This is a genomic window from Dyella sp. (assembly GCF_035685805.1).
GTDB lineage: Bacteria > Pseudomonadota > Gammaproteobacteria > Xanthomonadales > Rhodanobacteraceae > Dyella_A.
On record NZ_DASSAB010000014.1, the window covers coordinates 1 to 25,608 of the forward strand.

General features: G+C 71.0%; 15 protein-coding genes. 7 read left to right on the forward strand and 8 right to left on the reverse strand.

What is annotated here, in order from left to right; all coding sequences use genetic code 11:
* Positions 1 to 1,947 (forward strand): ATP-binding protein (locus VFG40_RS02780; protein WP_324894666.1); only part of this gene is annotated, 1,947 nt, incomplete at its 5' end.
* Here the strand turns inward: VFG40_RS02780 and VFG40_RS02785 are convergent.
* Positions 1,942 to 3,210: an energy transducer TonB gene (locus tag VFG40_RS02785; RefSeq protein WP_324894668.1), complete on the reverse strand. Its 1,269-nt coding sequence runs from the start codon at positions 3,208 to 3,210 to the stop codon at positions 1,942 to 1,944. The two genes, VFG40_RS02780 and VFG40_RS02785, sit on opposite strands and share 6 nt — an antisense overlap.
* A 186-nt stretch (positions 3,211 to 3,396) precedes the next feature.
* Here VFG40_RS02785 and trpE point away from each other — a divergent pair, with 186 nt between their 5' ends.
* The 6 genes from trpE (at position 3,397) to recD (ending at position 15,010) form a co-directional block, all read left to right on the forward strand.
* Positions 3,397 to 4,872, forward strand: a complete 1,476-nt coding sequence (trpE, locus tag VFG40_RS02790; protein ID WP_324894670.1) for an anthranilate synthase component I — start codon at positions 3,397 to 3,399, stop codon at positions 4,870 to 4,872.
* A 29-nt stretch (positions 4,873 to 4,901) separates the two neighbouring features.
* Positions 4,902 to 5,576: a hypothetical protein gene (locus VFG40_RS02795; protein WP_324894672.1), complete on the forward strand. Its 675-nt coding sequence runs from the start codon at positions 4,902 to 4,904 to the stop codon at positions 5,574 to 5,576.
* A gap of 73 nt (positions 5,577 to 5,649) precedes the next feature.
* Positions 5,650 to 6,084, forward strand: a complete 435-nt coding sequence (locus VFG40_RS02800) for a hypothetical protein (RefSeq protein WP_324894674.1) — start codon at positions 5,650 to 5,652, stop codon at positions 6,082 to 6,084.
* A gap of 87 nt (positions 6,085 to 6,171) precedes the next feature.
* A complete protein-coding gene (gene recC, locus VFG40_RS02805; RefSeq protein WP_324894676.1) occupies positions 6,172 to 9,654 on the forward strand; it encodes an exodeoxyribonuclease V subunit gamma in 3,483 nt (1,160 codons plus the stop codon).
* Positions 9,651 to 13,211, forward strand: a complete 3,561-nt coding sequence (locus tag VFG40_RS02810) for a UvrD-helicase domain-containing protein (protein ID WP_324894678.1) — start codon at positions 9,651 to 9,653, stop codon at positions 13,209 to 13,211. Before recC ends, VFG40_RS02810 begins: the two co-directional genes overlap by 4 nt.
* A complete protein-coding gene (recD, locus tag VFG40_RS02815; RefSeq protein WP_324894680.1) occupies positions 13,208 to 15,010 on the forward strand; it encodes an exodeoxyribonuclease V subunit alpha in 1,803 nt (600 codons plus the stop codon). Before VFG40_RS02810 ends, recD begins: the two co-directional genes overlap by 4 nt.
* 299 nt (positions 15,011 to 15,309) lie before the next feature.
* Here the strand turns inward: recD and VFG40_RS02820 are convergent, their stop codons facing one another.
* The 7 genes from VFG40_RS02820 to VFG40_RS02850 all read right to left on the reverse strand — a co-directional run bounded on the left by VFG40_RS02820 (position 15,310) and on the right by VFG40_RS02850 (position 25,569).
* Positions 15,310 to 16,128, reverse strand: coding sequence for an N-acetylmuramoyl-L-alanine amidase (locus VFG40_RS02820; protein ID WP_414649233.1), 819 nt, complete (start codon positions 16,126 to 16,128; stop codon positions 15,310 to 15,312).
* 52 nt (positions 16,129 to 16,180) lie between these two features.
* Positions 16,181 to 17,233 carry a serine hydrolase domain-containing protein gene (locus tag VFG40_RS02825; RefSeq protein ID WP_324894682.1) on the reverse strand — a complete coding sequence of 351 codons (1,053 nt, stop codon included), beginning with the start codon at positions 17,231 to 17,233 and terminating at the stop codon, positions 16,181 to 16,183.
* 5 nt (positions 17,234 to 17,238) lie between these two features.
* Entirely contained in the window at positions 17,239 to 18,024 is a 786-nt protein-coding gene (locus VFG40_RS02830; protein ID WP_324894684.1) for a M15 family metallopeptidase, read from the reverse strand.
* Positions 18,021 to 19,655, reverse strand: coding sequence for a serine hydrolase domain-containing protein (locus VFG40_RS02835; protein WP_414649234.1), 1,635 nt, complete (start codon positions 19,653 to 19,655; stop codon positions 18,021 to 18,023). Before VFG40_RS02835 ends, VFG40_RS02830 begins: the two co-directional genes overlap by 4 nt.
* Before the next feature lie 259 nt (positions 19,656 to 19,914).
* Entirely contained in the window at positions 19,915 to 21,120 is a 1,206-nt protein-coding gene (locus VFG40_RS02840) for a dipeptidase (protein WP_324894686.1), read from the reverse strand.
* Positions 21,121 to 21,131: 11 nt separating this feature from the next.
* The gene (gene lysA, locus VFG40_RS02845) at positions 21,132 to 22,406 is read right to left on the reverse strand and encodes a diaminopimelate decarboxylase (protein WP_414649235.1); all 1,275 of its coding nucleotides are present in this window, start codon (positions 22,404 to 22,406) and stop codon (positions 21,132 to 21,134) included.
* A 103-nt stretch (positions 22,407 to 22,509) separates the two neighbouring features.
* The gene (locus VFG40_RS02850; protein WP_324894691.1) at positions 22,510 to 25,569 is read right to left on the reverse strand and encodes a TonB-dependent receptor; all 3,060 of its coding nucleotides are present in this window, start codon (positions 25,567 to 25,569) and stop codon (positions 22,510 to 22,512) included.
* Between the last annotated feature and the right edge of the window lie 39 nt (positions 25,570 to 25,608).

Consider the following 25,608-nt stretch of genomic DNA (forward strand, 5'->3'; position numbering starts at 1 on the left):
CAGATGGAAACCCTGCTGCGCGAAGGCCAGGCGCAGGCGCTTGCCGCCTCCGCGCGGGCGGTGGCGCGCAGCCTGGTGGCGACCGGCGCCACGCTGCCGCGCGAGGCGCAGGGCTGGTACGTCGAGCAGGCCAGCACGCCGATCACGATCGACGGCTACGGCGACGACTGGGCGCCGCTGACGCCGTGGAGCGAGCCGGTGGGTGCGCGCGCCAAGCTGCTGCTGGCGCAGGACGACCACTGGCTCTACCTGTGGCTGGACGTGCGTGACAGCCGCCGCACGCGCGCCGAGGTCGACGATCCGCTGGTGCTGCGCGCCGATCATGTGGTGCTCACGCTGGTGCGTGGGGCGGCGCGTCGTCGCTACCTGCTGGCCAGCGCGGCACCGGGGCCGGTCGGCGCCCGGGCGCTGGATCCGCCGGTGGACGGACTGCCCGATCAGCTTGCCGCGCAGTGGCAGGAGGACGGCAGCGGCTACCGCATCGAACTGCGCGTGCCGCGTGCGGCGGGGGTCGGCGGGCTGGGCCTGGGCGTGTTCGATCCGGCCGACGGCGGCGATCCGCTGGCGTTCGAGCAGCGTCCGTTGCTGGCGTACTCGGACACGCTGTCGGCAGAACTGGCGCAGCTGGCACCGGACGATGTGCACGCCCGCGTGCTGTCGCCGGGCGGCTGGCTGCTGGCCCGCAGCGGCGCGGGTGCGACCAAGCGCGGGCAAGGCCCGCAACCGGGCTGGTTCGCCGCGTTGATCTACCGCTCGCTGCTGGCCGACCGGGTGCAGGCCTCGCAGCCGTGGATGCAGGACGCGCCGCGCCTGCTCACCGACGAGGTAACCCATGCACGCCGTGGCACGCCTGCCGCGGTGTGGCGCGAGGGCGAGACGCGCGCCAGCGTGGTGCTCGATGCCGCCGTGCCGATCGAGCGCGACGGTCAGGTGCGCGGCGTGCTGCTGCTGGAGCAGGCCAGCCGGGCGGTGCCGCTGCTGGCGAACCGCGCGCTGTTCGGCCTGTTGCTCACCAGCTTTGCGGTGCTGCTGGTGGCCGGCGGCATCCTGCTGGCGTTCGCCACGCGGCTGAGCCTGCGCCTGGGCAAGCTGCGCGATGCAGCCGAGCGGGCGCAGGCGGCCGATGGACGTCTTGACGGCCTGTTCCAGCGTGGCCGCTTTCCGATGACCGATGCGCCCGACGAAGTCGGCGACCTCGCGCGCAGCTTCGAGAAGCTGTTCGAGGCGGTCGGCGGCTACACCGACTACCTGCGCACGCTGGCGTCCAAGCTGTCGCACGAACTCAACACCCCGCTGGCGATCGTCAAATCCTCGCTGGACAACCTCGAGCATGCGCTGGCCGCGGACGGCGGCGTGCCGGCCGACGCCGCGCCGTATCTCGAGCGCGCACGCGACGGCACCGCGCGCCTGGGCGCTCTGGTGCGGGCGATGAGCGAGGCCAGCCGGATGGAGCGCGCGATCGCCGCCGCCGAGCCGGAGGATGTCGACCTGCGCGAGGTGCTGCGCGGCTGCGCCGAGTCCTACCGTGCGCTCGCCGGCACGCGGCCGTTCGAGTGCCTGCTGCCCGAGGCGCCGCTGCCGTTCCACGGCGCGCCCGAGCTGATCGCGCAAGCCCTGGACAAGCTGTTCGACAACGCGCTCTCGTTCACGCCCATCGACGGCTGGCTGCGGCTGGAGTTGCATGCCATCGACGGCGGCGCCCGGATCACCCTGGCCAACCAGGGCCCGTTGCTGCCCGAGGCGATGCAGGCCCGGCTGTTCGACTCGCTGGTGAGCCTGCGCGACAAGGCCACGCCCGGCGATGCGCCGCACCTGGGTTTGGGGCTGTACGTGGTGCGGCTGGTGGCCGAGCGCCACGGCGGCAACGCGCTGGCGCAGAACCTGGCCGATGGCAGCGGCGTGGCATTTACCCTGCAGCTGTTCGGCATGCCACGCCCGCGGCTATAGCGTCGGGCTTTCCAGGTGGAAGCGCACCGGCACGCGCGCCGTCGCCGTGGTGGCGCCGCCGTCGCTGCGCAGCGCACGAAAGCGCCACTTCCGGGCAGACGCCACCGCTGCGGCATCCAGCTCGGCAAATCCACTTGATTGCGCCACCGCGATCTCTTGCGGCAGGCCATCGGTATCGATGGTCAACAGCAGCAGCACGGTGCCTTCGTGCCGCTGGCGCACCGCTTCGGCAGGGTAGTCCGGCGGCGGACGGCTGATGATCTCCACCGCGGCGGGCGCATCCGCCGCGCCGTATGCCACGACCCAGCCGCCGTGGCCCCGCTGGAGCCGGGCCTGATAGGCCTCCGGCTCGTCGCAGCGGTCCGAGCGACCGTCGCAGCGGCGCAGGCGATAGCCGAGCTGCCCCTGCTCGTCGATCGAGAAATCGAGCAGCTGCGTGCGGCGCGGATCGATCGGCGCATCCATCGCGGTGCCGACGAAGGCGCCGTGGCGGAAGACGTAAAGCTGCACTGCGCTTGGCTGGCACTGCGCGTCCCGCTGCAACACCGCCTCGGCCACGTACGCGTCGGTGCTGCGCTGCGCGCGTCCAGTCAACTGGCGTTCGCCGCCGGTGAGCAGGAAGCGATCCTCCTCGCCGGTCGGCGCGGGGCCGGCCGGGCAGGTAGTTGTGGAGGCGGGCGCATCGGCAACCATCGGCTGCAGCGGTCGCGGCACATAGGTGACGGCCCGGCGCGCCGGCGCCGGTGGCGATGCGTGATGATGTGCCCACAGCGCCAGCAGCAGCACCGCGGCAGCCAGTCCGCCCAGCCAGGCCAGGGTGCTGCGCCGGCGCCGCACTGGCCGGGCGCCAGGCAGTGGCGGTGGCAGCAGGGCAGCGTTTGCGGGCAGCGGTGGCGGCGAGGCGGACGGCAGATCCTGCCAGCTGGCGTCGCCATCGTGGCACCAGCGGTCGCCGGCGCGGGCATAGGCTGCGCGCGCCGCGGCGGGCAGTGGCCCCAGCACCCGCTCGCCGCGCAGCAGCCAGATCAGCGCCCCGTGATCGACGTGCACCGCTGCGGCGGCGCCCATCTGCTGCAGCTGTCCGGCCTGGCTGACGGCCGTGGCCTCGTCCAGCGCGCGGCGGATGATCAGCGGCGCGCGTTGCCATACGTTTTCGCGAAACGCCGACGGTGTCATGCCGAACGCTGCGGCAAGGCGCGATTCGCTCGCCTCCGCGTCGTGGTCCAGGTGGTCGCCCGCAAGCACCAGGCAGAACGTGTCCATGCCCGTGATTCCCTCCGATGGGTGCCTGCCAGCTTACCCAAGCGGCGCCTCGCCGCCACCCCGCCGGGCGCTGCCGGCCGCTGCGGCGCGCGGACGCAGTGCGCCGCCCGTCGTGCGGCCGTCGCGCGGTGGCGCGGCGTCATGCCTACAATGGCCGTCCGTTTGAATCAGCCGGACCCACCCCACGTGATATCCCGAGACGAGTTCGACGCGCTGGTGGCCCAGGGCCACACGCGCATTCCGCTGGTGCGCGAGGTGTTTTCCGACCTCGACACGCCGCTGTCGGTGTACCTGAAACTGGCCGATGGCCCGTACACCTTCCTGTTCGAATCGGTCGAGGGCGGTGCCACCTGGGGACGCTATTCGATCATCGGCCTGCCGGCGCGCCGCGTGTATCGCCTGCGCGGGCACGAGCTGGAAGTGGAGGACGCCGGCGAAGTCACCGAGCGCCGCCATCTGGACGATCCGCTGGCCGAGATCGAGAAGCTCCGCCAGCAGTACGACGTGCCGCGGCTGCCGCAGCTGCCGGCCTTCTCGGGCGGCCTGGTCGGTTACTTCGGCTTCGAGACGATCGGCTACATCGAGCCGCGCCTGGCGCAGTGGGGCCGGCCCGACGAACTCGGCACGCCGGATGTGCTGCTGATGCTGGCCGAGGAAGTCGCCGTGTTCGACAACCTCAAGGGCCGGCTGTACCTGATCGTGCACGCTGATCCGTCGCAGCCGCATGCGTACGCGCAGGCGCAGCGCCGGCTCGATGCGCTGGTCTACCGGTTGCGCCAGGGCGGCGCCTCGTATCCGCAGATGACCCAGTCGGTGGCGCTGGACGAGAGCGACTTCAAATCGTCATTCACCAAGGCCGAGTTCGAGGCGATGGTGGAGAAGGCCAAGGAGTACATCCGCGCCGGCGACATCTTCCAGGTGGTGCCGTCGCAGCGCCTCAGCGTGGGTTTCAATGCGCGCCCGGTGGACGTGTACCGCGCCCTGCGCGCGTTGAACCCCTCGCCGTACATGTACTTCGTCGATCTGGGCACCACCCAGATCGTCGGCTCCTCGCCGGAGATCCTCGCCCGCATGAAGGACGGCAAGGTGGTCGTGCGCCCGCTCGCCGGCACGCGCAAGCGCGGCGCTACCGAGGAAGAGGACCGGGCGCTGGAGGCCGAACTGCTGGCCGATCCGAAGGAGCGCGCCGAGCACGTCATGCTGATCGATCTGGGCCGCAACGACATCGGCCGGATCAGCGAAACCGGCACGGTCGAGGTGAGCGAGTCGTTCGTGGTCGAGCGCTACTCGCACGTCATGCACATCGTCTCGCAGGTGCAGGGCACGGCCAAGCCGAACCTCAGCTACATGGATGTGCTCAAGGCGACCTTCCCGGCCGGCACGCTCAGCGGCGCACCGAAGATCCGCGCGCTGGAGATCATCCAGGAGCTGGAGCCGTACAAGCGCAACATCTACGCCGGCGCGATCGGCTGGATCGGCTGGTGGGGCGACGCCGACACCGCCATCGCGATCCGCACCGCGGTGATCCAGGACGGCCGCCTGCACGTGCAGGCCGGCGCCGGCATCGTCTACGACTCCGACCCCGCCGCCGAGTGGGAGGAGACCATGAGCAAGGGCCGCGCACTGTTCCGCGCCGTGGCGCAGGCGGCCAAGGGCTTGTGAGGCGCGGGGCGACCTGCGCTGGCGTAGCCATGGCGCTGGCGACCGCGCTTGCAGCCGGTGCCAGTGCGTCCCCACCCGCGCCCGCCTGGCCCGATACCGCGCTGGCCCGCACCGAGGCGCTGGCGTTGCTGCAGACGCTCAACGCCGACCTGCTCAGCCACGACAGCGCCACGCTGACGCTGGAGCGCTGGTGCGGCGCGCACGGCATGGCGTCGCCGGCGAGGGTCATCGCCGAACACGCACGCGGCGCGGCGCGGCCGCTGCCGGATGATCTGCGCGCGCAGCTGGGGTTGCCCGCGGATGCGCCGGTGGCCTATCGCCGGGTGGCACTGCGTTGTGGCGGGCACACGCTGTCGGAGGCGGAGAACTGGTACGTGCCGTCGCGACTGACGGCCGCCATGAACCGCACGCTGGAGCGCACCGACGCGCCGTTCGGCAAGGTGGTGCAGTCGCTGCATTTCCGCCGCCGCACCTTGTCTGCGGTGCTGCTGTGGGCGCCGCTGCCGGCCGGCTGGGAGCGGGCGCCGCGGTTGCCGGCCGATCGCGCCGGCGCGCTGGCGATTCCGGATCGGGTGCTGCAGCACCGCGCGGTGCTGGTCGACGGTGAGGGGCGGCCGTTCAGCGCGCTGATCGAGACCTACACCGGCCAGGTGCTGGCGTTCACGCCGCCCTCGCCGCCCGCCGGGGAGCAGCGGGCCCGTTAAAGATCACCTCGGAATGGCCGCTATCGTGAGGCCCGGCGCGGATGGTCCGCGCGGTCCGCGAAGGCACGCCTCCATGAACGTACCGGATCTCAGCCAGCTGCCCTACCGGCACCCCCCGATGACCCGCGGGGTGGACCCCAAACGCATGAACTGGCTGTGGCGGCTGATCTGCGAGCTCGGCTCGATCGACGCGAACGAGGTGATGGCCTCGCTGCACGCCGCCGGCGTGCCGGTGGACCTGCGGCGCGTGCGCAGCTGGACCGTCAACGACCGCGACGCGTCGTTCTTCCCGATGACGCTGGCCGAGATGGAGCGCAACGTGCGCACGGTGCTGGCGCTGCGGCTCGCCCAGGCCGAGGCCGCGCGCAACGCCGCCGACGCACCGCCGGATGCTGCGCCCGCAGACGTCGATGCGGATGCCACGGCGGCGCCCGCTGCCGAAGCCGGTGTCGATGCCGCCGTGCCGGCTGCCGATCCCGACGCCGAAGCGGTGCCGCTGGAGTGGTAGCGGCCGGATGAGCGCTCGCGCGTCGCAGTCGCTGCGATGCGTCGGTGGTTCGCTGTGCCGTCTTCGCGCACGGCTATCATCCCCACGATGCACACCGCCCCCACGGACGACCTCCATCACGGCCTCGTGGTCTATCGCGCCAGCCGGCTCGAGGCCCTGCTCGATCCGCTGCTGACCCTGCTCGACAGCGCGCCGCCGGCCGATGTGCTGGCGCCGCAGACGGTGATCGCCGCCCATCCGGGCATGCGCCACTGGCTGGCCGGCGCGCTGGCGCGTCGTCGCGGGCCGGCCGGCATCGTCGCCAACCTGCGCATCAGCCTGCCCAGCACCTGGCTCGACGAACTGGCGCTCAGCGCGCTGGGCAGCGGCGCCGTGGCGCTCACGCCGTATCGGCGCGACCGGCTGCGCTGGCGCATCCACCACCACCTGCCCGCGGTGGACGATGCGGCCGTCCGCGCCTATCTCGCCGGTGCGGACGCACCGCGTCGGCGCTACCAGCTGGCCGACCGGCTGGCGCGGCTGTACACGCAGTACCTGGTCTACCGGCCGGACTGGCTGGCGGCGTGGCAGCGCGGCCGCGACGACGTGCCCGAAGCCACCTTCATGGCGCCGCTGTGGCGCCAGCTGCGCGCCGACATCGGCCTGCCGCATCGCGGCGAGCGGGTCGATGCGCTGGTACAGGACCTCGCCCGCCGGCCGCAGCGCCAGGCCAGCGACGAGCCGCTGCACATCTTCGGCGTCAGCCACCTGGCGCCGGCCGAGCTGGCCCTGCTGCGCGCGGTGGCGCAGCTGCGGCCGGTGATCCTGTACGTGCCGGACCCGTGCCGCGACTACTGGGCCGGCCTGCGCGGCGAGCGCGAGCAGTTGCGCGAACGGGCGCAGCAGGTGGACTTCAGCGAGGCTTCCGAACAGTTCTTCCTGCAGATGGGGCATCCGCTGCTGGCCAGCTGGGGCCGCATGGGCCAGCACTTCATGCTCAACCTGCAGGCCTTCGACGACGCCATCGCCATGGACGTGCGCCACTGGCAGGACGAGGCGCCCCAGCGCGGCGAGGGCGACGGCCTGCTGCAGCGCCTGCAGGAGAGCATGCGTCAGCTCGATACCACGCGGGTGCAGCCGTTGCGTGGCGGCGCGGCGGCGGCGCTGGCCGACCGCTCGTTGCGCGTGCACCTGTGCCACACCCGCCTGCGCGAGCTGGAGGTGCTGCGCGACGCACTGCTGCGCGAGCTGTCCGAGCGGCCGGACCTGAAGCCCTCCGACATCGTGGTGATGGCGCCGGATATCGCCGCCTACGTGCCGCTGCTGCCGGCCGTGTTCGGCGAGGCCGGGCGCCACCAGGGGCCGCTGCCCTACCACTTGGCCGACGTGGCGGTAGCCAGCACGCATCCGCTGCTCGAGGCGTTCAGCCGGTTGTTGTCGATCCCCGAATCGCGTCTCGCCGCACCGGAGCTGCTGGACCTGATGCAGGTGCCGGAAGTAGCCCGCGCCCTGGGCCTGGACGACAGCGATCTGGACACGCTGACGCGCTGGCTGCGCCAGAGCCGCGTGGCGTGGGCGCTCGACGGTGCCTTCCGCGAAGGCTTCGGCGTGCCCGGCATCGACGACTACACCTTCGCCTGGGGCATGGATCGCCTGCTTGCCGGCTATGTCATGGGCGACGCCTCCGACCAGGCGGGCGAAGGCTGGACATTGCCCGGCGGCGAACTGTGGCCGGTGGAGGGCGTGCATGGCCCGCAGGCAGCGGTGCTCGGGGCGCTGGACCGGCTGCTGCTGGCGCTGGCCGAACTGCATCGCGACGCCGGCACGCCGCGCAGCGCCTCGGCCTGGGCGACCCGCCTGGAAAGCCTGCTGGACACGCTGTTCCGGGTCGACCCGCGCGACCACGAGGCGGTCGAGGCGCTGTCGCTGCTGCGCCGGTTTCTGCAGGCGACCAAGCTGGAGACGGCCGACTGCGGCCTCGACCCGGTGCTGGATTTTTCCGTGGTGCGCGAGGTGCTGCGCGAACGGCTGGCGGCCGCGCCGGAGCGCCAGCGCTTCCTGCTCGGCGGCATCACCTTCTGCGGCATGGTTCCGCAGCGCGCGATCCCGTTCCGGGTGATCGCCGTGCTCGGCCTCAACGACGGCGAGTTCCCGCGCACCGTCGGCGACGCCGGGCTGGACCTGATGCAGCGCCACCGCCGTCTGGGCGATCGCGACGTGCGCAACGACGACCGTTATCTGTTCCTGGAAACCGTGATGGCCGCGCGTGAGGTGCTGCACCTGTCGTACCTCGGCGAAGGCATCCGCGACGGCAAGCCCCGCAACCCGGCCGCGCCGCTGGCCGAACTGCTGGGCCTGCTGGACGAGCAGGCCGGCCTGCGCGGCGAAGACGGCGATATCGACGAGCGGCCGGCGGCGCCCGGTGCCGCGCCGGTGATCCGGCGGCCGTGGCGCATCCGCCATCCGCTGCAGCCGTTCGACGCGCGCTACTTCGACGGCAGCGACCCGCGCCTGTTCTCGTTCGACGCCGGGTTCGCCGGCATGGTGCGGGGCGAGGCCGGCGGCTCGTTCATGCAGCCGGCCGCGGGCCCGGCGCCGATGCCTGCGGCCACGGTGCCGCTGCGCGAGGTGCAGGCGTACTTCCGCGACCCCGCCCGGCAGGTGCTGGCGCAGCAGCTCAACATCCGCCTGGATGCGCTGGACGACGATCCCCTGCAGGACAGCGAGCCGCTGCAGGCCGGCTTCAGTGCCCTGGACCAGGTGGCGAAGCGGCTCTTCTTCGAGGCGATCGAACGCGGCGCGTTCGCGCTGCCGGAGCAGGCCCCTGCGTGGTTGCGCCTGAGCGGCATGCTGCCCAGCGGCCGGCTCGGAACAGACGCCTGGACGTCCGAACGCGCGGCGGTGCAGGCGCTGCTCGAGCGCGCGCAGTCGCATCCGCTGTTTGCGCCGGTGCCGCCGCGGCGCCAGCCGGTCTCGCTGGCGCTGGCGCTCGGGCCGGTCAGCGTGGAGGGCACGCTGGAGCGCGTGTTCGGCCAGGGCGACGGGCTATGGTTGTTCGAGGCATGGCCGGGCCGCAAGACCGCCAGCCTGAGCTTTGCCCAGCGCATCCCGCTGTTCCTGGAATGGGCGCTGCTGCGCCTGTCCTGCGACCTGGCGGTGCCGGTGCACGTGGGCGTGCTGACCGCCGACGGCGGTGCCGAGGTGGAGGCGCCGTTCAACGCCTGGGCCGAGCTGCTGGCGCTGCACCTGCGCAACGGCGACCACGCCGCGGCGGATGCCATGCGCGCGGCGCTGGGCGAGCGCGTCACCGCGCTGCTGGCGTGGTGGCAGCAGGCGCAGCAGCAACCGCAGCATTATTTTCCGCGCACCAGCTGGGCCGCGCTGGACGAGCGCGACGATGCCGCGCGCCTGGCGTGGGAGGGCAGCGGTTTCGGCATCGGCGAGCGCGACTTCGCGCCGGGCTACGCGCGGCTGCTGGCGGGCGCCGCCCGCTTCGAGCCCGGTCATGCCGATCACGCGGCGCTGCAGGCGCTGGCGCGCCGGCTGGCGGCGCTGATCGATCCGGTCACGCTGCTGGAGCCCCACGCATGAACGCCGCCGCATCGACTCCCGCACTGGACTGGACCCGGCTGGCGCTGGCCGGACACGGCCGCACGTTGATCGAAGCGAGCGCCGGCACGGGCAAGACCTGGACCATCGCCGTGCTGTACCTGCGCCTGCTGCTGGAGCAGGGGCTCAGTCCGCGCCAGGTGGTGGTCACCACCTTCACCGATGCCGCCGCCCAGGAACTGCGCGAGCGCCTGCGCGCCAAGCTGGTGTGGGGCGAGATGGCGGCGGAGGACTGGCTGGCCGGCCGCGCTGCGCCGGCCCCCGCGCCGGACCGCGCCTGGCTGCAGGCGCGCTGGCAGCACGATCGTGCCGACGCCGAGCGCGACCGCCTGCGCCTGCGGCTGGCCCAGGCCGAACTCGACATGGCGCCGGTCGGCACCCTCCACGGCCTGTGCCGCCGCATCCTGGGCGATTACCCGTTCGAGAGCGGCGCGGGCTTCCAGTTGGGCGAGATGGTCGCCGCCGATGCGCTGCTGGACGAATGGGCCGCCGACCTGTGGCGACGGCTGCAGCAGGGCGACCGCGCGGTCGCGGCCGCTCCGGCCTCGCTGGCGGCGCTGCGGCGCCTGCTCAAGGCGTACCTGCAACCGGGCGTGGCGCTGTGGACGCCCGACGCGCAGGCGCTCGAGGCCGCCTTGCCCGCAGCGCAGGCCGACACGCTGGAAGCGTTCGCCCAGGAGAAGTCGCATTTCCTGCCGCGCAAGAGCGCGCTGAAGAACGCCCTGCTGGCTCTGGCCAGCTGGCTGCGCGATCGCGACGAACCGCTCAAGCCCTCCGCCCTGGCCAACCTGCTGGCTGCCGAGACCGACGCGCCAGACCAGCTGCAGCCCGAGACGCTAGCCTCGCCGGCGACCCGCGCGCTGCTGGGGTTCGCCAGCCGCGCGGGGCGGGTGCTCGAATACGCGGCCGAGGCCGATCACGTGCAGGCCTGGCAGGACTGGCTGGCGCAAGTCGGCGCGTGGCGTGCACAGCGCCTGGCCGCACGCGCCCAGCTCACCTTCGACGAATTGATCGGCCGCGTCGGCGAGGCGCTCAGGCGCGAGGACCGCGCGCTGGCCGACCGCCTGCACGCGGCGTGGCCGGTGGCGCTGGTGGACGAGTTCCAGGACACCGATGGCCAGCAGTACGACATCCTGCGCGCGATCTACAGCGACGCGGCCGGCGCCGCGCGCGGGCGGCTGGTGATGATCGGCGATCCCAAGCAGGCGATCTACCGCTTCCGCGGCGGTGACATCGACACCTACCTGCGCGCCGCCCGCGCCGCGGACGAGGTGCTGCGGCTGGACACCAACCATCGCTCCTCGCGTGCGCTGGTGGCGGCGATCAACCAGTTCTATGCGGTGGTCGGCCCGGTGCTCTCGACCCGTGACGACGCGCCCATCCGTTATGAGGCAGTGCACGCCAGCGCGCGCCGCGATGGCGAGGTCTATACCGTCGGCGGTACGCCGCTGGCGCAACCGCTGCAGCTGCATTTGCGCAGCGACTGTCCAGCCGCCGTGCCGGCGCGTTCGCGGCTGGCGCTGGAAGCGTGCGCGCAGCAGATCGCCGCGCTGCTGCAGGCGGGCACGCATCGCATTGGCGACGCGCCGGTGCAGCCGGGCGACATCGCCGTGCTGCTGCCGGGCAACCAGGACATCACCGACCTGCGCGGGCTGCTGCAGCGTCACGGCGTCCCCTGCGTGGGCGCGGGCCGCTCGAGCGTGTTTGCGCTGGACCTGGCGCGCGAGCTGCAGATCGTGCTTTACGGCATCGACCATGCCAGCGATGAGGGCGCGGTGCGCGCGGCACTGGCCACGCGACTGTACGGCATGTCGTTCCACGCGCTGAAGGCGCTGCGCGAACAGCCGGAGGCATGGCTGACCTACGAGCAGCAGTTCCAGCAGTGGCGGGTGCGCTGGCAGCGCGAGGGCGTGCTGGCGGTGGTGCGTGCACTGATCGATCGCGCCGCGCCGACGCTGCTGGCCGGCGAGGACGGCGAGCGCGCGCTGACCGACCTGCGCCACCTGGGCGAACTGCTGCAGGCGCAGTCGGAAAAGCTCCACGGCAGCGAGCAGTTGCTGGCGTGGTTCGCGCGCCAGCGCGAGGGCGAGGCGGCCGGTGGCGACGCCGCCGAGGAACAGCAGTTGCGGATCGAGTCCGATGCCCGCCGCGTGCGCCTGATGACCCTGCACGCGAGCAAGGGGCTGGAGTTTCCGATCGTGTTCCTGCCGCTGATGTGGGACCACACCCGCAGCGGCCAGGACACCACGCCGGTGATCGACGAGCCGCTGTGCGGCCAGCGCGTGATCGGCTTCGGCAAGGCGGCGAAGGCGCAGTACGACCGTGAGGGCCAGGACGAGCGCTTCCGCGTGCTGTACGTGGCGCTGACCCGCGCCATCCACGCCTGCCACGTCTACGTGCTGCCACCGGACCGGCCCAAGCAGGCCAACAGCGACAAGCCCGCCGGCGACCCCGAGCGTGCGCCGCTGGATGCCTCGGTCGGGCGTTTGCTGGCGCGGCTGGCAAACGGCCTGGTGCTGGCGGACGAGGCGCCCCAGCTGGCCTGGCTGCCTGACGGATGGCCGTGGCGGGCCAGCGGCCGCATCGGCCCCGATGCGGCCGACGACCGCCCGCGCCGGGTGCTGCCGATGCCGTCGGCGCATCCCGATGCGCGCGTCTACAGTTTTTCCACGCTGACCCGCGGTGCGCACGCCGGCACGCTGGAGGACTCTTCCGCCAGCGACGAATCGCCCGCCGCTGACGACGTCGAGCCGGGGCTCGACGCGGTGCTGCCGGCACCAGCGCCGGACCATCCGGAGCTGCTCGCGCTGGCGCCGATCCGTGGTGCCGACATCGGCAACGCACTGCACGCGATGTTCGAGAACCGGGTGATCGGCGAACCGATGACCCGCCAGCTCGAGCTGGTCGACCGCGAGCTGCGCGCGTTCGGCGTGCCGCTGGAGGAGCGCGAGCGCGGCGCGGTAATCCAGCGACTGGCCCGACGGCTGCAAGGCGTGCTCGACACCGCGCTGCTGCCGGGGCTCACCCTGGGCAGCCTGCCGCCCGCGCGCCAGCTCGCCGAGATGGAGTTCCACTACGTGCTCGACGACACCTCGGTGGCCGCGCTGCGCGAGGCCTGCGTGCGCCACGGCCAGCCGACCCTGGTGCCATTCACGGCGGTCAACCAGCTGCGCGGCCGCATGACCGGCAAGATCGACCTGATCATCGAGCACGATGGCCGCTACGGCGTACTCGACTACAAGAGCAACTACCTGGGCGACCGTCTGGACGGCTACATGCCGGACGCGCTGGAGGCGGCCATGGACGCCCACCAGTACCGCTTCCAGGCGCTGCTCTACACGGTGGCGGTCGACCGCATGCTGCGCCAGCGCCTGCCCGGCTACCGCCGCGAGCGGCATCTGGGTGAAGCGATCTACCTGTTCGTGCGGGCAGTCGGGCTGGCGCCGGCGGCCGGTATCTGGCGCCATCGCTTCGACGATGGGTTGATCGCCGCCGTCGATGCGGCGCTGGCCGGGCACATGGAAGGAGCTGTCGCATGAGCGCCTACCGTTTCGAGCCTTCGCCGCTGGAGCTGACCACCGACGCGCCGTGGCGTCCGCTCGACCGCGCCGTGTTGCGCTGGACGCTCGGTCACGGCGGTTCGCCGCTGCTGGCGAAGATGGCTGCGTGGGCCAGCTACGCCGACGGCGAGGGCGATACCGCGCTGCCGCTGTCCGGCGACGGCCCGGGACGCCACGGCATGCCGCGGCCAGACGCCGACGCGCTGCTCGCGCTGCGCGCCGAGCCGCTGGTCGGCGACGGCCGGGTGCCGACGCCGTACGTGATCGACGCCGACGATCGCTTCTACCTGTGGCGCAACCACGCGCACGAGGTCGCCGTGGCGCGCGCCGTGCGTGCGCGTCGCGCGGCCGCCGGGCCCCTGCCGGTCGACGAATCGCTCGTCGACAGCCTCTTCCACGGCGAACGCTCCGAGGCCGTGCAGCGCCAGCGCGAGGCGGTGGCCGCGGTCGGCGGACGCCGGCTGTTCGTGCTCACCGGCGGCCCCGGCACCGGCAAGACCACCACCGTGCTGCGCATGCTGCTGGCGCTGCAGCGGTCCCGAGCGGAGACGACGCTGTCGATCCAGGTTGCCGCGCCCACCGGCAAGGCCGCGCAGCGATTGGTGCAGTCGCTGCGGCAGGGCAAGCAGGCCCTGGCTGCCCGGCTCGGCGAGGACTGGAGCACTGCTCTGGCGGCGATCCCCGACACCGAAGCGCTGACCCTGCACCGCCTGCTCGGCTACGACCCGCGGCGCAACCGTTTCACCCGCGACGTGACCCACCCGCTGGCCGCCGACGTGGTGGTGGTGGACGAGGCCTCGATGGTCGATCTGGCCATGCTGCGCGGCCTGCTCGACGCGGTGCGGCCGCAGGCCACGCTGGTGCTGGTGGGCGATGCCGACCAGCTCACCTCGGTCGCCGCCGGCTCGGTGCTGATGGACCTGGTGGGCGCGTTCGAGGCCGATCCGTGCGGCGACCTGGTGCGGCTGGAGCACAGCTTCCGCGCCGAGCGACAGCTGGTGCCGATCAACCGGGCCGTGCGCGTGGGCGACGGGGACGGATTGCGCGCGGCGATGGCATCGGCGGGTGACGACGCGCGCTGGCGCGAGGTCGCCGACGTGGCGGCGCTGCGCCGCGCGCTGGCGGCGTGGTGCGAGCCGTTGGCGGCCTTGCCGATCCGTCCGGAACTGCCACCGCGCGACGAGGCCCGGACCGAGGCCAGGGCCGTGATGGCGGTGCAGGCCCTGCGCGCCCTGGCGCAGCGGCAACTGCTGGCCGCGCTGCGCGAGGACGGCTTCGGCGCGCTGGCGCTCAACGGCTGGATCGAGCAGCGCCTGAAACAGCTCTGGGGCGTGCCGCCGGAGCGCACCTGGTACGCCGGCCGCGCCGTGCTGGTCAGCCGCAACGACTACGCCGCACGCCTTTACAACGGCGACGTCGGTCTGTGCCTGGCCGAGCCGGACGGCTCGCTGCGGGTGTGGTTCGAGACGGTGGACGAGCACGGCCGCGCCAGTGCGCGCAGCTTCGCGCCTGGCACGCTGCCGCCGCACGAGGGCGGCTTCGCGATCACCGTGCACAAGAGCCAGGGCTCCGAGTACGACCTCGCCGCCGTGCTGCTGCCGCCGGATCCGCAGCACCGCCTGCTGTCGCGCCAGTTGCTTTACACCGGCCTGTCGCGTGCGAAGCGTCAGGTCGAGCTGTGGGGCACGGCGGAGGCGGTCGCGGCGGCGCTGGATCGGCCGGTGCAGCGTGCCGGCGGGCTGGCACCGCGGTTATCGCGGACCGGCGACGGGGGCTGAGCGCATGGTGCGCCGTGCTGCCCTGGTCGTGCAGCAGCGTGCGCACGTGACGCTGGATACCACTGGCGCGATGAAGCTCTCTATCTGCGCAGAAGCCCAAGAGCCGTCATTCCCGCAAAAGCGGGAATCCATCGATCTCTGATGCAGCGGTCACCGTGGATTCCCGCTTTTGCGGGAATGACGGCAATGTGGGCGGTGCTTCCGGTTGGCCACGTCCGGTTCTCCCGGGCCGAGTGGGGCGCACGGTCATTGCCATTGCCATCGATCACGGAAATAACGAAAAGGTCTGAGGGACGCTTCTAGGGGCTACTTTCGGTCTCTCTGGCCGCATAGGGCACACAGGCGTTACCGCCCCCATCGATCTGCTGCGCGAGGTTGTAGAGGATCCGGGCATCCTCCGCGTCCAGCGTCTCGCCCTGCATCGCGCGGAAGTGGTGGTGGAACGAGCGCACCGCGCCCGGGCGGTCGTCCAGCGGGTAACCGACCGCGGCCAGCGCCATCCACGGGTCGAAGCCGGCGGGCGGATCGCACAGCGGCCCCTTCGGCCACAAGCCGAAACCGGCTTGAGCCAGCGTGCTCCAGGGAAAGTACGGACCCGGGTCGTCCTTGCGCGTGGGTGCCAGGTCCTCGTGGCCGATGATCTGGGTGGGCGGGATATCCAGCCGCGTGGTGAGGTCGGCCAGCAGGCGCAGCAGGCTGGCGATCTGCGCCGGCGCAAACGGCGAATGGCCGTCGTTGTCCAGCTCAATGCCGATGGAGGCGGAGTTGAGGTCGGTGACGGTGCCCCAGCGGCCGCCACCGGCATGCCACGCACGCTGCGCGTCGGCTACCAGCTGGTAGATGTGGCCGTCGCCGCCCACCAGGTAGTGCGCGCTGACCGGCCCGCCGCTGTTGCGTGTGCGCAAGGTGTCCAGGCTTTCCTGCGCCGAGTGCTGATTGGTGAAGTGCAGCACGACCAGCACCGGCCGGCGGATGTCGTGGTTGGGCGACGGCACCCAGGTCGCCAGCGGATTGCGCGGCGGCGCATGGGAGCAGGCGGCCAGCAGCACCATCGCGCACCACGTGGCGATGCGCAGCGGCCAGCGGAAGGCTTCGGGTGTGGGGGACGGGACTGGCATCGGGACGAGGATTCCTTCGAGGGCGCATCGCACGCGTGAAGCGGGCGGCGGGTCAGCGCGCCAGATACGGCTGCGCGAGTTGCAAGGCCGTGCGATACGGCTCCGGATCATTGCGGTTGCTGAGCACGATCACCGTGAGGTGCCGCTGCGGCCAGCGCACGATCACGTTGCGGAAACCGATGCTCTCGCCGGAGTGCCACAGCGTCTCGCCGGTGATCCGCCAGCCGAAGCCGTACTGCGCCTGGTACGGCTCCCCGGTCACGCTCACGTGTGGGCTGAAGGCGAGCGCGCGCGAGGCATCGCTGAGCAGGCGGTCGTCGTACAGCGCGGCGTCCCACCTGGCGAGATCGTCGACCGAGGCATAGATGCCGCCGTCGCCGCGGGTGGCGGAGGTGACGCTCTGATCGGTGCGCTGCCAGTGGCCGTCGATGAAGCTGTAGCCGTAGGCGCGGTGGGGCACGGCAGGCCCGCGGTGGTGCTCGTAGAGCAGGGTGTGGTCCATGTGCAGCGGCGCGAAGATGCGCGCCTTCAGGAACGCTGGCAGCGTCATGCCCGACGCCCGCTCGATCACCAGCCCGAGCAGCACGTAGCCGGTGTTGCTGTAGCGGTAGGCGGAACCGGGCGCGAAGTAGCCGTGGTCGGTGCCGGCGATCATCCGCAGCACGTCGGCGTCGCCGACCTGCGCGGTCTGCGCGGGCTCGATCAGGTCCTCGTAGTCGAGCAGGCCGCCGGTATGGTCGAGCAGCTGGCGCAGGGTGATGCGGTCGGCAAACGGCGGCAGCGACGGCAGCCAGTGGCGGACCGAATCGTCCAGCGCGAGCTTGTGGTCCTCGGCCAGCAGCAGGATCGCCGCGGCGGTGAACTGCTTGCTCACCGAGGCGAGCCGGTAGTCGGTGGCCGGCGTGGCCGCGACATGCTGCTCGAGGTCGGCGTAGCCGAAGCCGCGTCGGACCACCGGCTTGCCGTCCTTGAGGATCAGCAGCGAGGCACCGGGAACGTCGCCGGTGTAGGGCTGCATGCGTTCCGCGACGGCAGCGGGCAGCTCTCCGGCGCGGCAGGGCGCGATGCAGGCGAGGGTGGCGAGCAGGCTCAGGGCAAGACGCATGGCGGTCACCGGATCGGCGTGTCGTACAGCGTGTGCGGCGTGGGTTCGGGCTGGAAGGTGTAGTGCCACCACTCCATTGGATAGTTGCCGAACCCTTCCCTTGCCATGGCGTGCAGCAGGCGCTGGCGGTTCGCGCGCTGCGCGGCGGTCACGCCGGGGTTGTCGGTGTTGGCGCGCACGCCGAACCAGTCGAACGGCGTGCCCATGTCCAGCGGCACGCAGTGGCGATCGTGCGCGTCGCACTGCTCCATGGTCAGGTCGGTGGTGGCGCCGCGGCTGTGGCCGGAGACCGGGGCGATGTAGTCGCCGAGCAGCTGCGACTTGTGCAGATCGGGATAGTGGGCGGCCTTGGTGGCCTGGTCGGACAGGTCATGCGCCCAGCGTACGAAGTCGGCCACCGCGCGGGCCGGGCGATAGCAGTCCCACAGGCGCAGGCGCGCATGCTCGCGGCGCAGGTCGTGTTCGACCCGAGCCAGCGCCGCGGCGACGGGTTTCAGCAGCAGGCATTTCGGCGCGAGGTAGCCATCCACCGGGCGGCCGACGAAGTTGTCGTGGCCGGCGTACTTGATGTCCTCGTGGATGTCCGGCACCAGGCTGCGGATATCGACCAGGTTTGCTTCGGCGGCCGTGCTTGCGGAGGAAAGCGTGACGGGCTGCTCGGCGAAAGCCGGCACGGCGAGCGCCAGCAGAAACGCCGCGATCACACACGAGCGCACCCGGTGCGCGACCGTGCGCAGCGGCAGGCGCGGGTCGCGCACCGGGTGCGCCCGTGCATAGCTGTCTTGCGTCATGGGCAGTCTCCGCTGCGGGTGAAGTGCAGATCCTCGTAGTCGGAGCTGAAGTCGGCCTGTGCGTCGACCTTGGCCATGGTCAGCGTCACCGGGCTGCCGGGATGCACGTCCAGCCAGGCGTCGGGAGAGACGGTGGCGTCGTCCCAGTGCACCAGCAGGCGACCGTCCAGGCGCTGCACGTCGCCGCTGAGCTTGGGCGATTTCGCCACTGCGAAGCGCACGCGGTTGCCGGCCGCGCACAAGGTCAGCTCGCCCAGCCAGGGGTCGCGGTAGTGGCCGGTCCACGCCGTTGCCTCCGCCGCGGCGAGCGGCACGGCGCGCGTGGTGTCCGGTGCCGGCGTGCCGCGGTTGTCGGTCTGGGCCGCATGGTCCAGCGCATCGGCGTACCAGGTGGCATCGCGCGTGTCGTGCGGCGCGGTGAAGTGCTTGAGCAGCAGTTCCCCCAGCACGGTGCGTGCATCCTCGGCCTCGCCGTTGATCAGGAACACGAAGCCGCTGCGTCGATCCGGCAGCAGCATCAGTTCGGAGTACATGCCCGACAGCGTGCCGGTGTGCCACACCGTCCACTGGCCGTCGACGTCGGCCATGCGCCAGCCGTAGCCGTAGGCCATCACGTGGCTGTGGTCCCAGGCGCGGCGCTGCTCCGACACCGGGATCAGCATGTGCGGTGATTGCAGGATCTGGCGCTGTTCGGCCGATAGCCAGGCCAGCTGTGCCGGCGTCGGGGCCAGCCAGCTGGTCGCCCAGGTCAGCATGTCGGTGAGGTCGCAGCGGATGCCGCCGGCCGGTGCCGAGGTGATCGCGGGAATGGTCGCACCGTCTTCGCGGATCGGTTCGTTGTGGCCATCGGTCTGGCGATGCGGCTGCGCCACGTTGCCCACCGCGTCGCGGTTCCACCTGCCAACCTGGCAGCGGGTGAGGCCGAGCGGCGCGAACACCTCGCGATGCATCAGCGTCTCGTACGACGCGCCGCCCGCCGCCGCGGCGACCTCGCCGGCCACCACGTAGAGCAGGTTGTCGTACTGGTACTTCGAGCGAAAGCTGTAGCCGGGTGCGATGGAACGAAGGCCGTGGATGATGTCCTGCCGGGTGAACGCATTGGGTTCCGGCCACAGCATCAGGTCGCCGCCGCCTTCGGGCAGGCCGCTGGCGTGGGTGAGCAGGTCGGCCACGCGCATGTTCCTGGTGACCCACGGGTCGTGCATGGCGAAGTCGGGCAGGTATTTCGTGACCGGGTCGTCCCAGTGCAGCTTGCCCTGGTCGACCAGGCGGCCGAGCAGGGCGGTGGTCATCGCCTTGCTGTTGGAGGCGATCTTGAACAGCGTGTCGGTGTCGATCCTCTGGCCGGAGCCGGTGACGGTCTCGCCGCGGGTGGCGGTGTAGACGACCCTGCCGTTCTCGATCACGCCGACGGCAATGCCGGGCAGGTGGTAGCGGGCGACGACGGCGTCGACGATGGGATCGTAGGTGGCCTGAGCATCGGGCGACGCGGCGGGTTGGTGCGTGGCGTGCGCCGAGCCGGCGAAGGCGAGCGCGATGGCACAGAGCAGGGCGGACGGGCCTGCGGAACACCGCCATGCTCTCGGCCGTGTGCGGGACGCGAGGCGCGGGACGCCAGCGTCCGCTGGCATAACGGAAGGTGCGGCTGGGGCGAGGAGGAGTCTTGCCACGTCGTGATCCCGGCGCCGGCCGTGATTCAGCATCTCCTTAATGGCGCGGCGCCGCGCGCGCGGTCGGCCGTCTTCGATGCTGCCTCCGTCAACGCACCGGGTGCCTGCGATCGCTGGCGTCACGGAGGCAACGGGACAGGGTTCTACCGCGGCGCCATCGCCATCAACTGGGATTCCCCACGACGAACAACGGCCGCCGATAGCCTGAGGTGGGCGCGCGTCAAAGCGCATCGCAACCCACCTCGCCCCACACCCGCAGCAGGTTGCCGCCCCAGATCTTCGCGATGTCGGCGTCGCTGAAGCCGCGCTTGCGCAGGGCGGCGGTGACGTGGCGGGTTTCGCTGGCGTCGGTCCAGCCGGTGATGCCGCCGCCGCCGTCGAAGTCCGAGGCGATGCCGACGTGGTCGATGCCGGCGACCTTCACCATGTGCTGGATCTGGTCCATGTAGTCGTCCAGCGTGGCCAGCGGATATTTCTTCTGGATGTCGGCCATGCCGGCGCCCATCTCGGGGCGGTAGTCGTCGGTGTCGCTGTCGTATTCCTTTTCGCCGAATTGCTTGGCGATCGCGGCCTGCAATTTCTTCTCGGCCGCCTCGCGCGCCGGATCCTTCTTCAGGAATTCCTTGTACGCCACCGCCTGGATCACGCCGCCCTTCGCCGCGATGGCGCGCAGCAGGTCATCGGGCAGGTTGCGCGGATGATCGAGCACGGCGCGTGCGCCGGAGTGCGAGGCGAGCAGCGGTGCGGTGGAAACCTGCAAGGCATCGCGCACGCAGGCATCGGAGGCATGCGAGATATCCACCATCATGCCGAGCGCGTTGGCGCGCCTGACCACCGCGCGGCCGAAGTCGCTCATGCCGGTGTCGCCGGCGCTGCTCATCGCGGGCTCGCCGTGTTCGGTATCGGGCAGCGAGCTGGTGCACAGGTCGTTGTTGCCGACATGCACCAGGCCGACATAACGTGCGCCGCGATCGTAGGCGGCGTCGAGCCGGTGCAGGTCGTGCCCGAGCGAGTAGCTGTTCTCGATGCCTATCATCGCCGAGAGCAACCCGGCCTTGCGGTTGGCCAGCGCCTGCGCGGGCGTGGTGGCGAGGCGGATGCGGTCGGGGTATTTCATCAGCATGTCGCCGATGGCGTCGTACTTTTGCTCCGCCTGCTGCACCGCTTTTGCGTAGCCGGCTGGATCGAGCGCGTGCTGCGGCACCCAGATCACGAAGAACGCGGCGTCGAGCCCGCCACGCTCCATCTTGCCCAGGTCCACCAGCAGCGGTGTCGCCGTGCCGACGTCGAAACGCGGCTCGTGCATGTAGCCGAAGGGGATGTCGACGTGGGTGTCGATGGTGATCGGCGGGTCCTTGCCGTCGGCGGTGGCGATGGCGGGCAGGGCTGCGGCAAGGGTCAGCGCGAGCGCAAGGCGTCCGATCATGGTGAGGGTCCTCAGGTGGTCTGCCACTGCCGTACGGATTGTTCGCCGGCAATCATCTCGCTGAAGCTCTGGCGGCGGCGGATTTCCGCGTACCGGCCGGTGTCCAGCAGTACTTCGGCGGCAAGCGGGCGCGAGTTGTAGGTCGAGGCCATCGACGCGGCATAGGCGCCGGTGCCCCGGATCATCAGCAGGTCGCCGGCCGCGCAGCGCGGCAGCTGGCGATCGCGGGCGAAGGTATCGCTGCTTTCGCACACCGGACCGACCACGTCGTAACGCATCGCAGGCTGGCCGCTGGGCAGCACCGGGGCGATGTCGTGCCAGGCGTCGTACAGGCTCGGGCGGATCAGCTCGGTCATCGCCGCGTCCACCACCAGGAACTGGCGCTGTTCGCCCGGCTTGACCCGCACCACGCGGGTCAGCAGCACGCCGGCCTCGGCCACAAGGTAACGGCCCGGTTCGAGCAGCAGGCGGCCGCCGAAGCCCTGCAGCGCGTCGCGGATCGCCGCCACGTAGTCCGCCGCGGCAATCGGCCGGTCTTCGCCGTGGCGATAGCACACGCCCAGGCCGCCGCCCACGTCGATGCTGGCGACGCGGTGGCCGGCCTGCTCCAGCTCACGCCAGAACGCGGCCACGCGCGCCAGCGCGGCGCGGATCGGCGCCAGCTGCAGCAGTTGCGAACCGATGTGCGCGTGCAGGCCGTCCAGCCGCACGTTCGGATACTCGGCGGCCGTGTCGAACCAGTGGCGCGCCTCGTCGATGCTCACGCCGAACTTGTTTTCCGCCCGGCCGGTGGAGATCTTCGCGTGGGTGAGCGCGTCCACGTCGGGATTGATCCGCACCGCCGCGGTCGCCACCACGCCGGCCGCAGCGGCGACCCGCTGCAGCGTCTCCAGCTCGTCGCGCGATTCCAGGTTGAAGCGGCCGACGCCGGCCTCCAGCGCCTCGGCGATCTCCTGCGCCGTCTTGCCGACGCCGGAGAACACGATCCGCGACGCCGGGATGCCCGCACGAAGGCAGCGCCACAGCTCGCCGGACGACACGATGTCCGCCCCCAGTCCGCGCTCGGCCATCAGCTGCACGATGGCGAGATTGGTGTTGGCCTTGGCCGCGTAGCAGACCAATGCGTCCGTGCCCTCGAGGGCCGCCAGCAGGCCGTCGATGCGGGCGCGGATCGCGCTGGCGGAATACGCATGCAGCGGCGTGCCCATCTGGGCGGCCAGCGCAACGAGGTCGACGTCGTCCAGGTGCGCCGCGGTGTCGGCAGCGGGCCGCTCATGTTCGTCGATCAGGCCGGGATCGCAGGGGCTGTTGAACAAGAAGACTCCTTTTGCGGCATGGCCGAAAAAAAACGGCCCGCCGGGGAGGGCGGGCCGGCCAGGGGAGGGTGGCCTAGAAATCCAGCGCGACGGTCAGCTGGGTGAAGCGCGGGCTCTGGAAACCGATCGGCAACCGGAACGTGTCATTGAACGCGGGACCTGTGCCGGTGTCGTTGTCGCCCAGGCCCGTCTGCAGATCCTGGTCCACCTGCACGGTGCGCTGCTGGTTGAGCAGGTTGTAGACGGCCAGCTTCACGCGCAGGTTGCCGCCGTTGAACGGTCGGATGTAGGCAATGCCGGCGTTGAGGGTGTAGGTCCACGGCAGGCGCCCGTACTTGCCGCGCGGCGAGCGCTCATAGACGCGGTCCTCGGACGGGTAAGGCACGGGGTCACCATCGGCGTCGGTGGCGCCGGGAATGTTCCCGCACTTGTCCACGCAGATGAAGTAGCTGTGGTAGTTGGACGCGTCGTACGGGTTGCCCACGCCGAAGCCGGTGATCGGGCCGCCCGAATGGATGTCCATGTCGCCGCTCACCTGCCAGTGGGGCGTGAGCGCATAGACGCCGCGCAGCTTCAACTGGTGACGCCGGTCGTTCGGCAGGAAGCCGTCGCCACCGAAGTTCACCCACGGATCGTCGAAGTTCTCAGTGCGGCCGGTGTCGTCGAAGTCGGTGTCGGAGTTGACCGGGCCTTCGGCGTTGCCGCGGTTCCAGGCCAGCACGTAGGACGCGTTGAACGACCACTTCTCGTCCCACGCGCGGTCGAGCTGGAACTCCAGCGAGCTGTAGGTGCGCTTGGGCTTCACCCAGCCGCGCTGGCCCAGATAGTTGCCGTCGGAGTCGTACAGCGCGAAGCCCTGTTTGGACGTGTCGATGTTGATGTAGCCGTCTGCCGTGCCGTCACAGTCGGTATCGCCGTAGACGGTGAGGTTTTTGCCCGGATTGGCCATCACGTAGCCGATGTAGCCATCGCCGCCGCATTGCGGCGTGGCGCTGATCTCCATGTCGTCGATGGCGTTGTGCAGGCGCCGGTAGGTGCCGCTCACGCCCCACGACCAGTGCGCATTGATCATCTGCTGGAAACCGAGGATGGCCTCGTCCTGGTAGACCGGGTCCATGTCCTTGTCCACTTCCGAGCGCAGGTCGCCGACCGTGCCGTCACCCTGCGAGGTATCGGTATGGCTGCCAGGGAGCGCGTCGCCGACGATCGGGAAGGCGTACTGCACGCCGTTGATCTCCCGCGTTTCCCAGCCCAGGAACCGATGCGCCGAGCGCTCGTCCAGCAGCCCGCCGGCCTGCTTGATGTTGATCACGTTGGCCACCGGCAGGTAGTAGCGGCCGAGGTTGCCGAACAGCTTGGTGCTGCCGTCGCCCTTCATGTCCCAGGCAAAGCCCAGCCGTGGCGCGATCTGCTTGTTGATCTTGATATAGCTGCGGCCGCTGGCGTCGCGGTTGTCGAAGCTGTCGTTGCGCAGGCCCGCGTTCAACACGAGGTTCGGCGTGAGCTGCCAGTTGTCTTCCAGGTAGAGCGCCGAGTTCTCGGTCTCGAAGGTGCCGGCAATCTCGTAGCGGCGCACGCGAACCCAGGCCGGATCGCCGGCCGGGATGCTGCCGCCGCCATCGGTGTCGGCCGGATCGCCGGTGTTGGCGTAAACGTTGTAGTAATAACCGCCCGGGCCAGGATAGCGACGGGCGTAGTCGGACGTGTCCAGCTCGTGGTCGTAGCCGAAGCGCAGCAGGTGGTCCCCCAGCGTCCACTCGAAGTCGGCGCGGTACTGCTTGCGGGTGTCCACGCGCGAGGCGATGTTCGAGCTGCTGGTGCAGCCGGGCGTGAGGCCGCCGGGCGGCTGCGGCGCACCGGTGCTCACGGCCACGCGGTTGCACTCCTCGTCGCGCTGCGAGCTGACGTCGGCCTGGCGCTCGTTGCGGCCGTACATCAGCTTCATCGACAGGTCGTTGGTGAGGTAGCTGGTCCAGGTCAGCGCCCAGTTCCTGCCGCCGGTGTCGGTGTAGACCTCGTTGCTCTTGGCCGTGCGCGTGTCGGTGTCGTAGTCGTAGTTGTAGACGTCGCCGACATCGCGGTTCTTGTCCGAGAACGCCATCAGCGACAGGGTGTTGCTGTCGGTAATGTTCCAGTCGATGGTGCCGCCCCAGAAGCCCTGGTTGGCGCTGTGGTCCGTGATCGACGTGCCGGTGTCGTTGGTGTTGCGGGGGCTGGCGCCACGCTGCTCGTACATCGCGAAGAAGAACAGCTTGTCCTTCACGATCGGTCCGGAGGCCCACACGTTGGTCTTGATCAGCGAGTCACGGTCGCGGCTGGAGGTGTAATAGCGCTCGCCGTCGAAGGTGTAATCGCCGCCGCGGGAGTGCCAGTTGCCCGGCTCCATCGTGATCTCGGTGCCGGCGTGGAATTCGTTGGTGCCCGAACGGGCCACCGCATTGACCACGCCACCGGTGGTGCGGCCGAACTCCACCGAGTAGCCGCCGGTCTTGACCTGGAACTCCTGGTAGAACGCGAACGGCGCCTCGGAGAAGCCGTTGCGGTTGTAGAAGTCGGTGACGTTGAGGCCGTTGACGTAGAACGAGTTCTCGGCGATCGACGAGCCGCCGAAGGAGATCCCGCCGAAGCCGGCGTTGCCCTTGACCACGCCGGGCGCGAGCAGCGCCACCGAGGCCACGTTCTGGTCCACCGGCAGCCGCGCCAGTTCCTGGCGGGTGACGTTGGTGGCCGATTCGGTGGAGGTCACGTCCACCGCGCTGGCCACGCTGGCGCCGGTGACGGTGACGCCGCCCAGCTCCACCGCGTCGCGCGACACCAGGTTCACGGTGGTGGCGTTGCCCAGCGACACGGTGACGTTGACCGGCGCGCCCACGGCCTGGCCGGCCGCTTCGCTGGTGAGCGTATAGCGGCCGATCGGCAGGAACGGCAGGCGGTAGTTACCGCTGTCGTCGGCGGTCACGGTGCGGGTGAAGCCGGTGTCCGGGCTGACCACCGTCACGGTGGCGCCAGGCCGGGTGTGGCCGACCACGGTGCCGTCGTTGTTGGCCGCGAACGCGGCTGGAAGCGCGGCCATCAAACCCAGGCCCATGGCGATATTCAACGCGGTCTTGCGTATGTGCCGACTGCTGCTCATTGCCCCATCTCCCCGTTGCTGCTCGGGCCGCTTGTGGTG

Excerpts from the sequence above, each read along its gene's own strand:
- VFG40_RS02785 (WP_324894668.1), bottom strand. The coding sequence starts at position 3,210 with ATGGACACGTTCTGCCTGGTGCTTGCGGGCGACCACCTGGACCACGAC.
- VFG40_RS02795 (WP_324894672.1), top strand. The coding sequence starts at position 4,902 with ATGGCGCTGGCGACCGCGCTTGCAGCCGGTGCCAGTGCGTCCCCACCC.
- VFG40_RS02800 (WP_324894674.1), top strand. The coding sequence starts at position 5,650 with ATGAACGTACCGGATCTCAGCCAGCTGCCCTACCGGCACCCCCCGATG.
- recC (WP_324894676.1), top strand. The coding sequence starts at position 6,172 with ATGCACACCGCCCCCACGGACGACCTCCATCACGGCCTCGTGGTCTAT.
- VFG40_RS02810 (WP_324894678.1), top strand. The coding sequence starts at position 9,651 with ATGAACGCCGCCGCATCGACTCCCGCACTGGACTGGACCCGGCTGGCG.
- recD (WP_324894680.1), top strand. The coding sequence starts at position 13,208 with ATGAGCGCCTACCGTTTCGAGCCTTCGCCGCTGGAGCTGACCACCGAC.
- VFG40_RS02820 (WP_414649233.1), bottom strand. The coding sequence starts at position 16,128 with ATGCCAGTCCCGTCCCCCACACCCGAAGCCTTCCGCTGGCCGCTGCGC.
- VFG40_RS02825 (WP_324894682.1), bottom strand. The coding sequence starts at position 17,233 with ATGCGTCTTGCCCTGAGCCTGCTCGCCACCCTCGCCTGCATCGCGCCC.
- VFG40_RS02830 (WP_324894684.1), bottom strand. The coding sequence starts at position 18,024 with ATGACGCAAGACAGCTATGCACGGGCGCACCCGGTGCGCGACCCGCGC.
- VFG40_RS02835 (WP_414649234.1), bottom strand. The coding sequence starts at position 19,655 with ATGCCAGCGGACGCTGGCGTCCCGCGCCTCGCGTCCCGCACACGGCCG.
- VFG40_RS02840 (WP_324894686.1), bottom strand. The coding sequence starts at position 21,120 with ATGATCGGACGCCTTGCGCTCGCGCTGACCCTTGCCGCAGCCCTGCCC.
- VFG40_RS02850 (WP_324894691.1), bottom strand. The coding sequence starts at position 25,569 with ATGAGCAGCAGTCGGCACATACGCAAGACCGCGTTGAATATCGCCATG.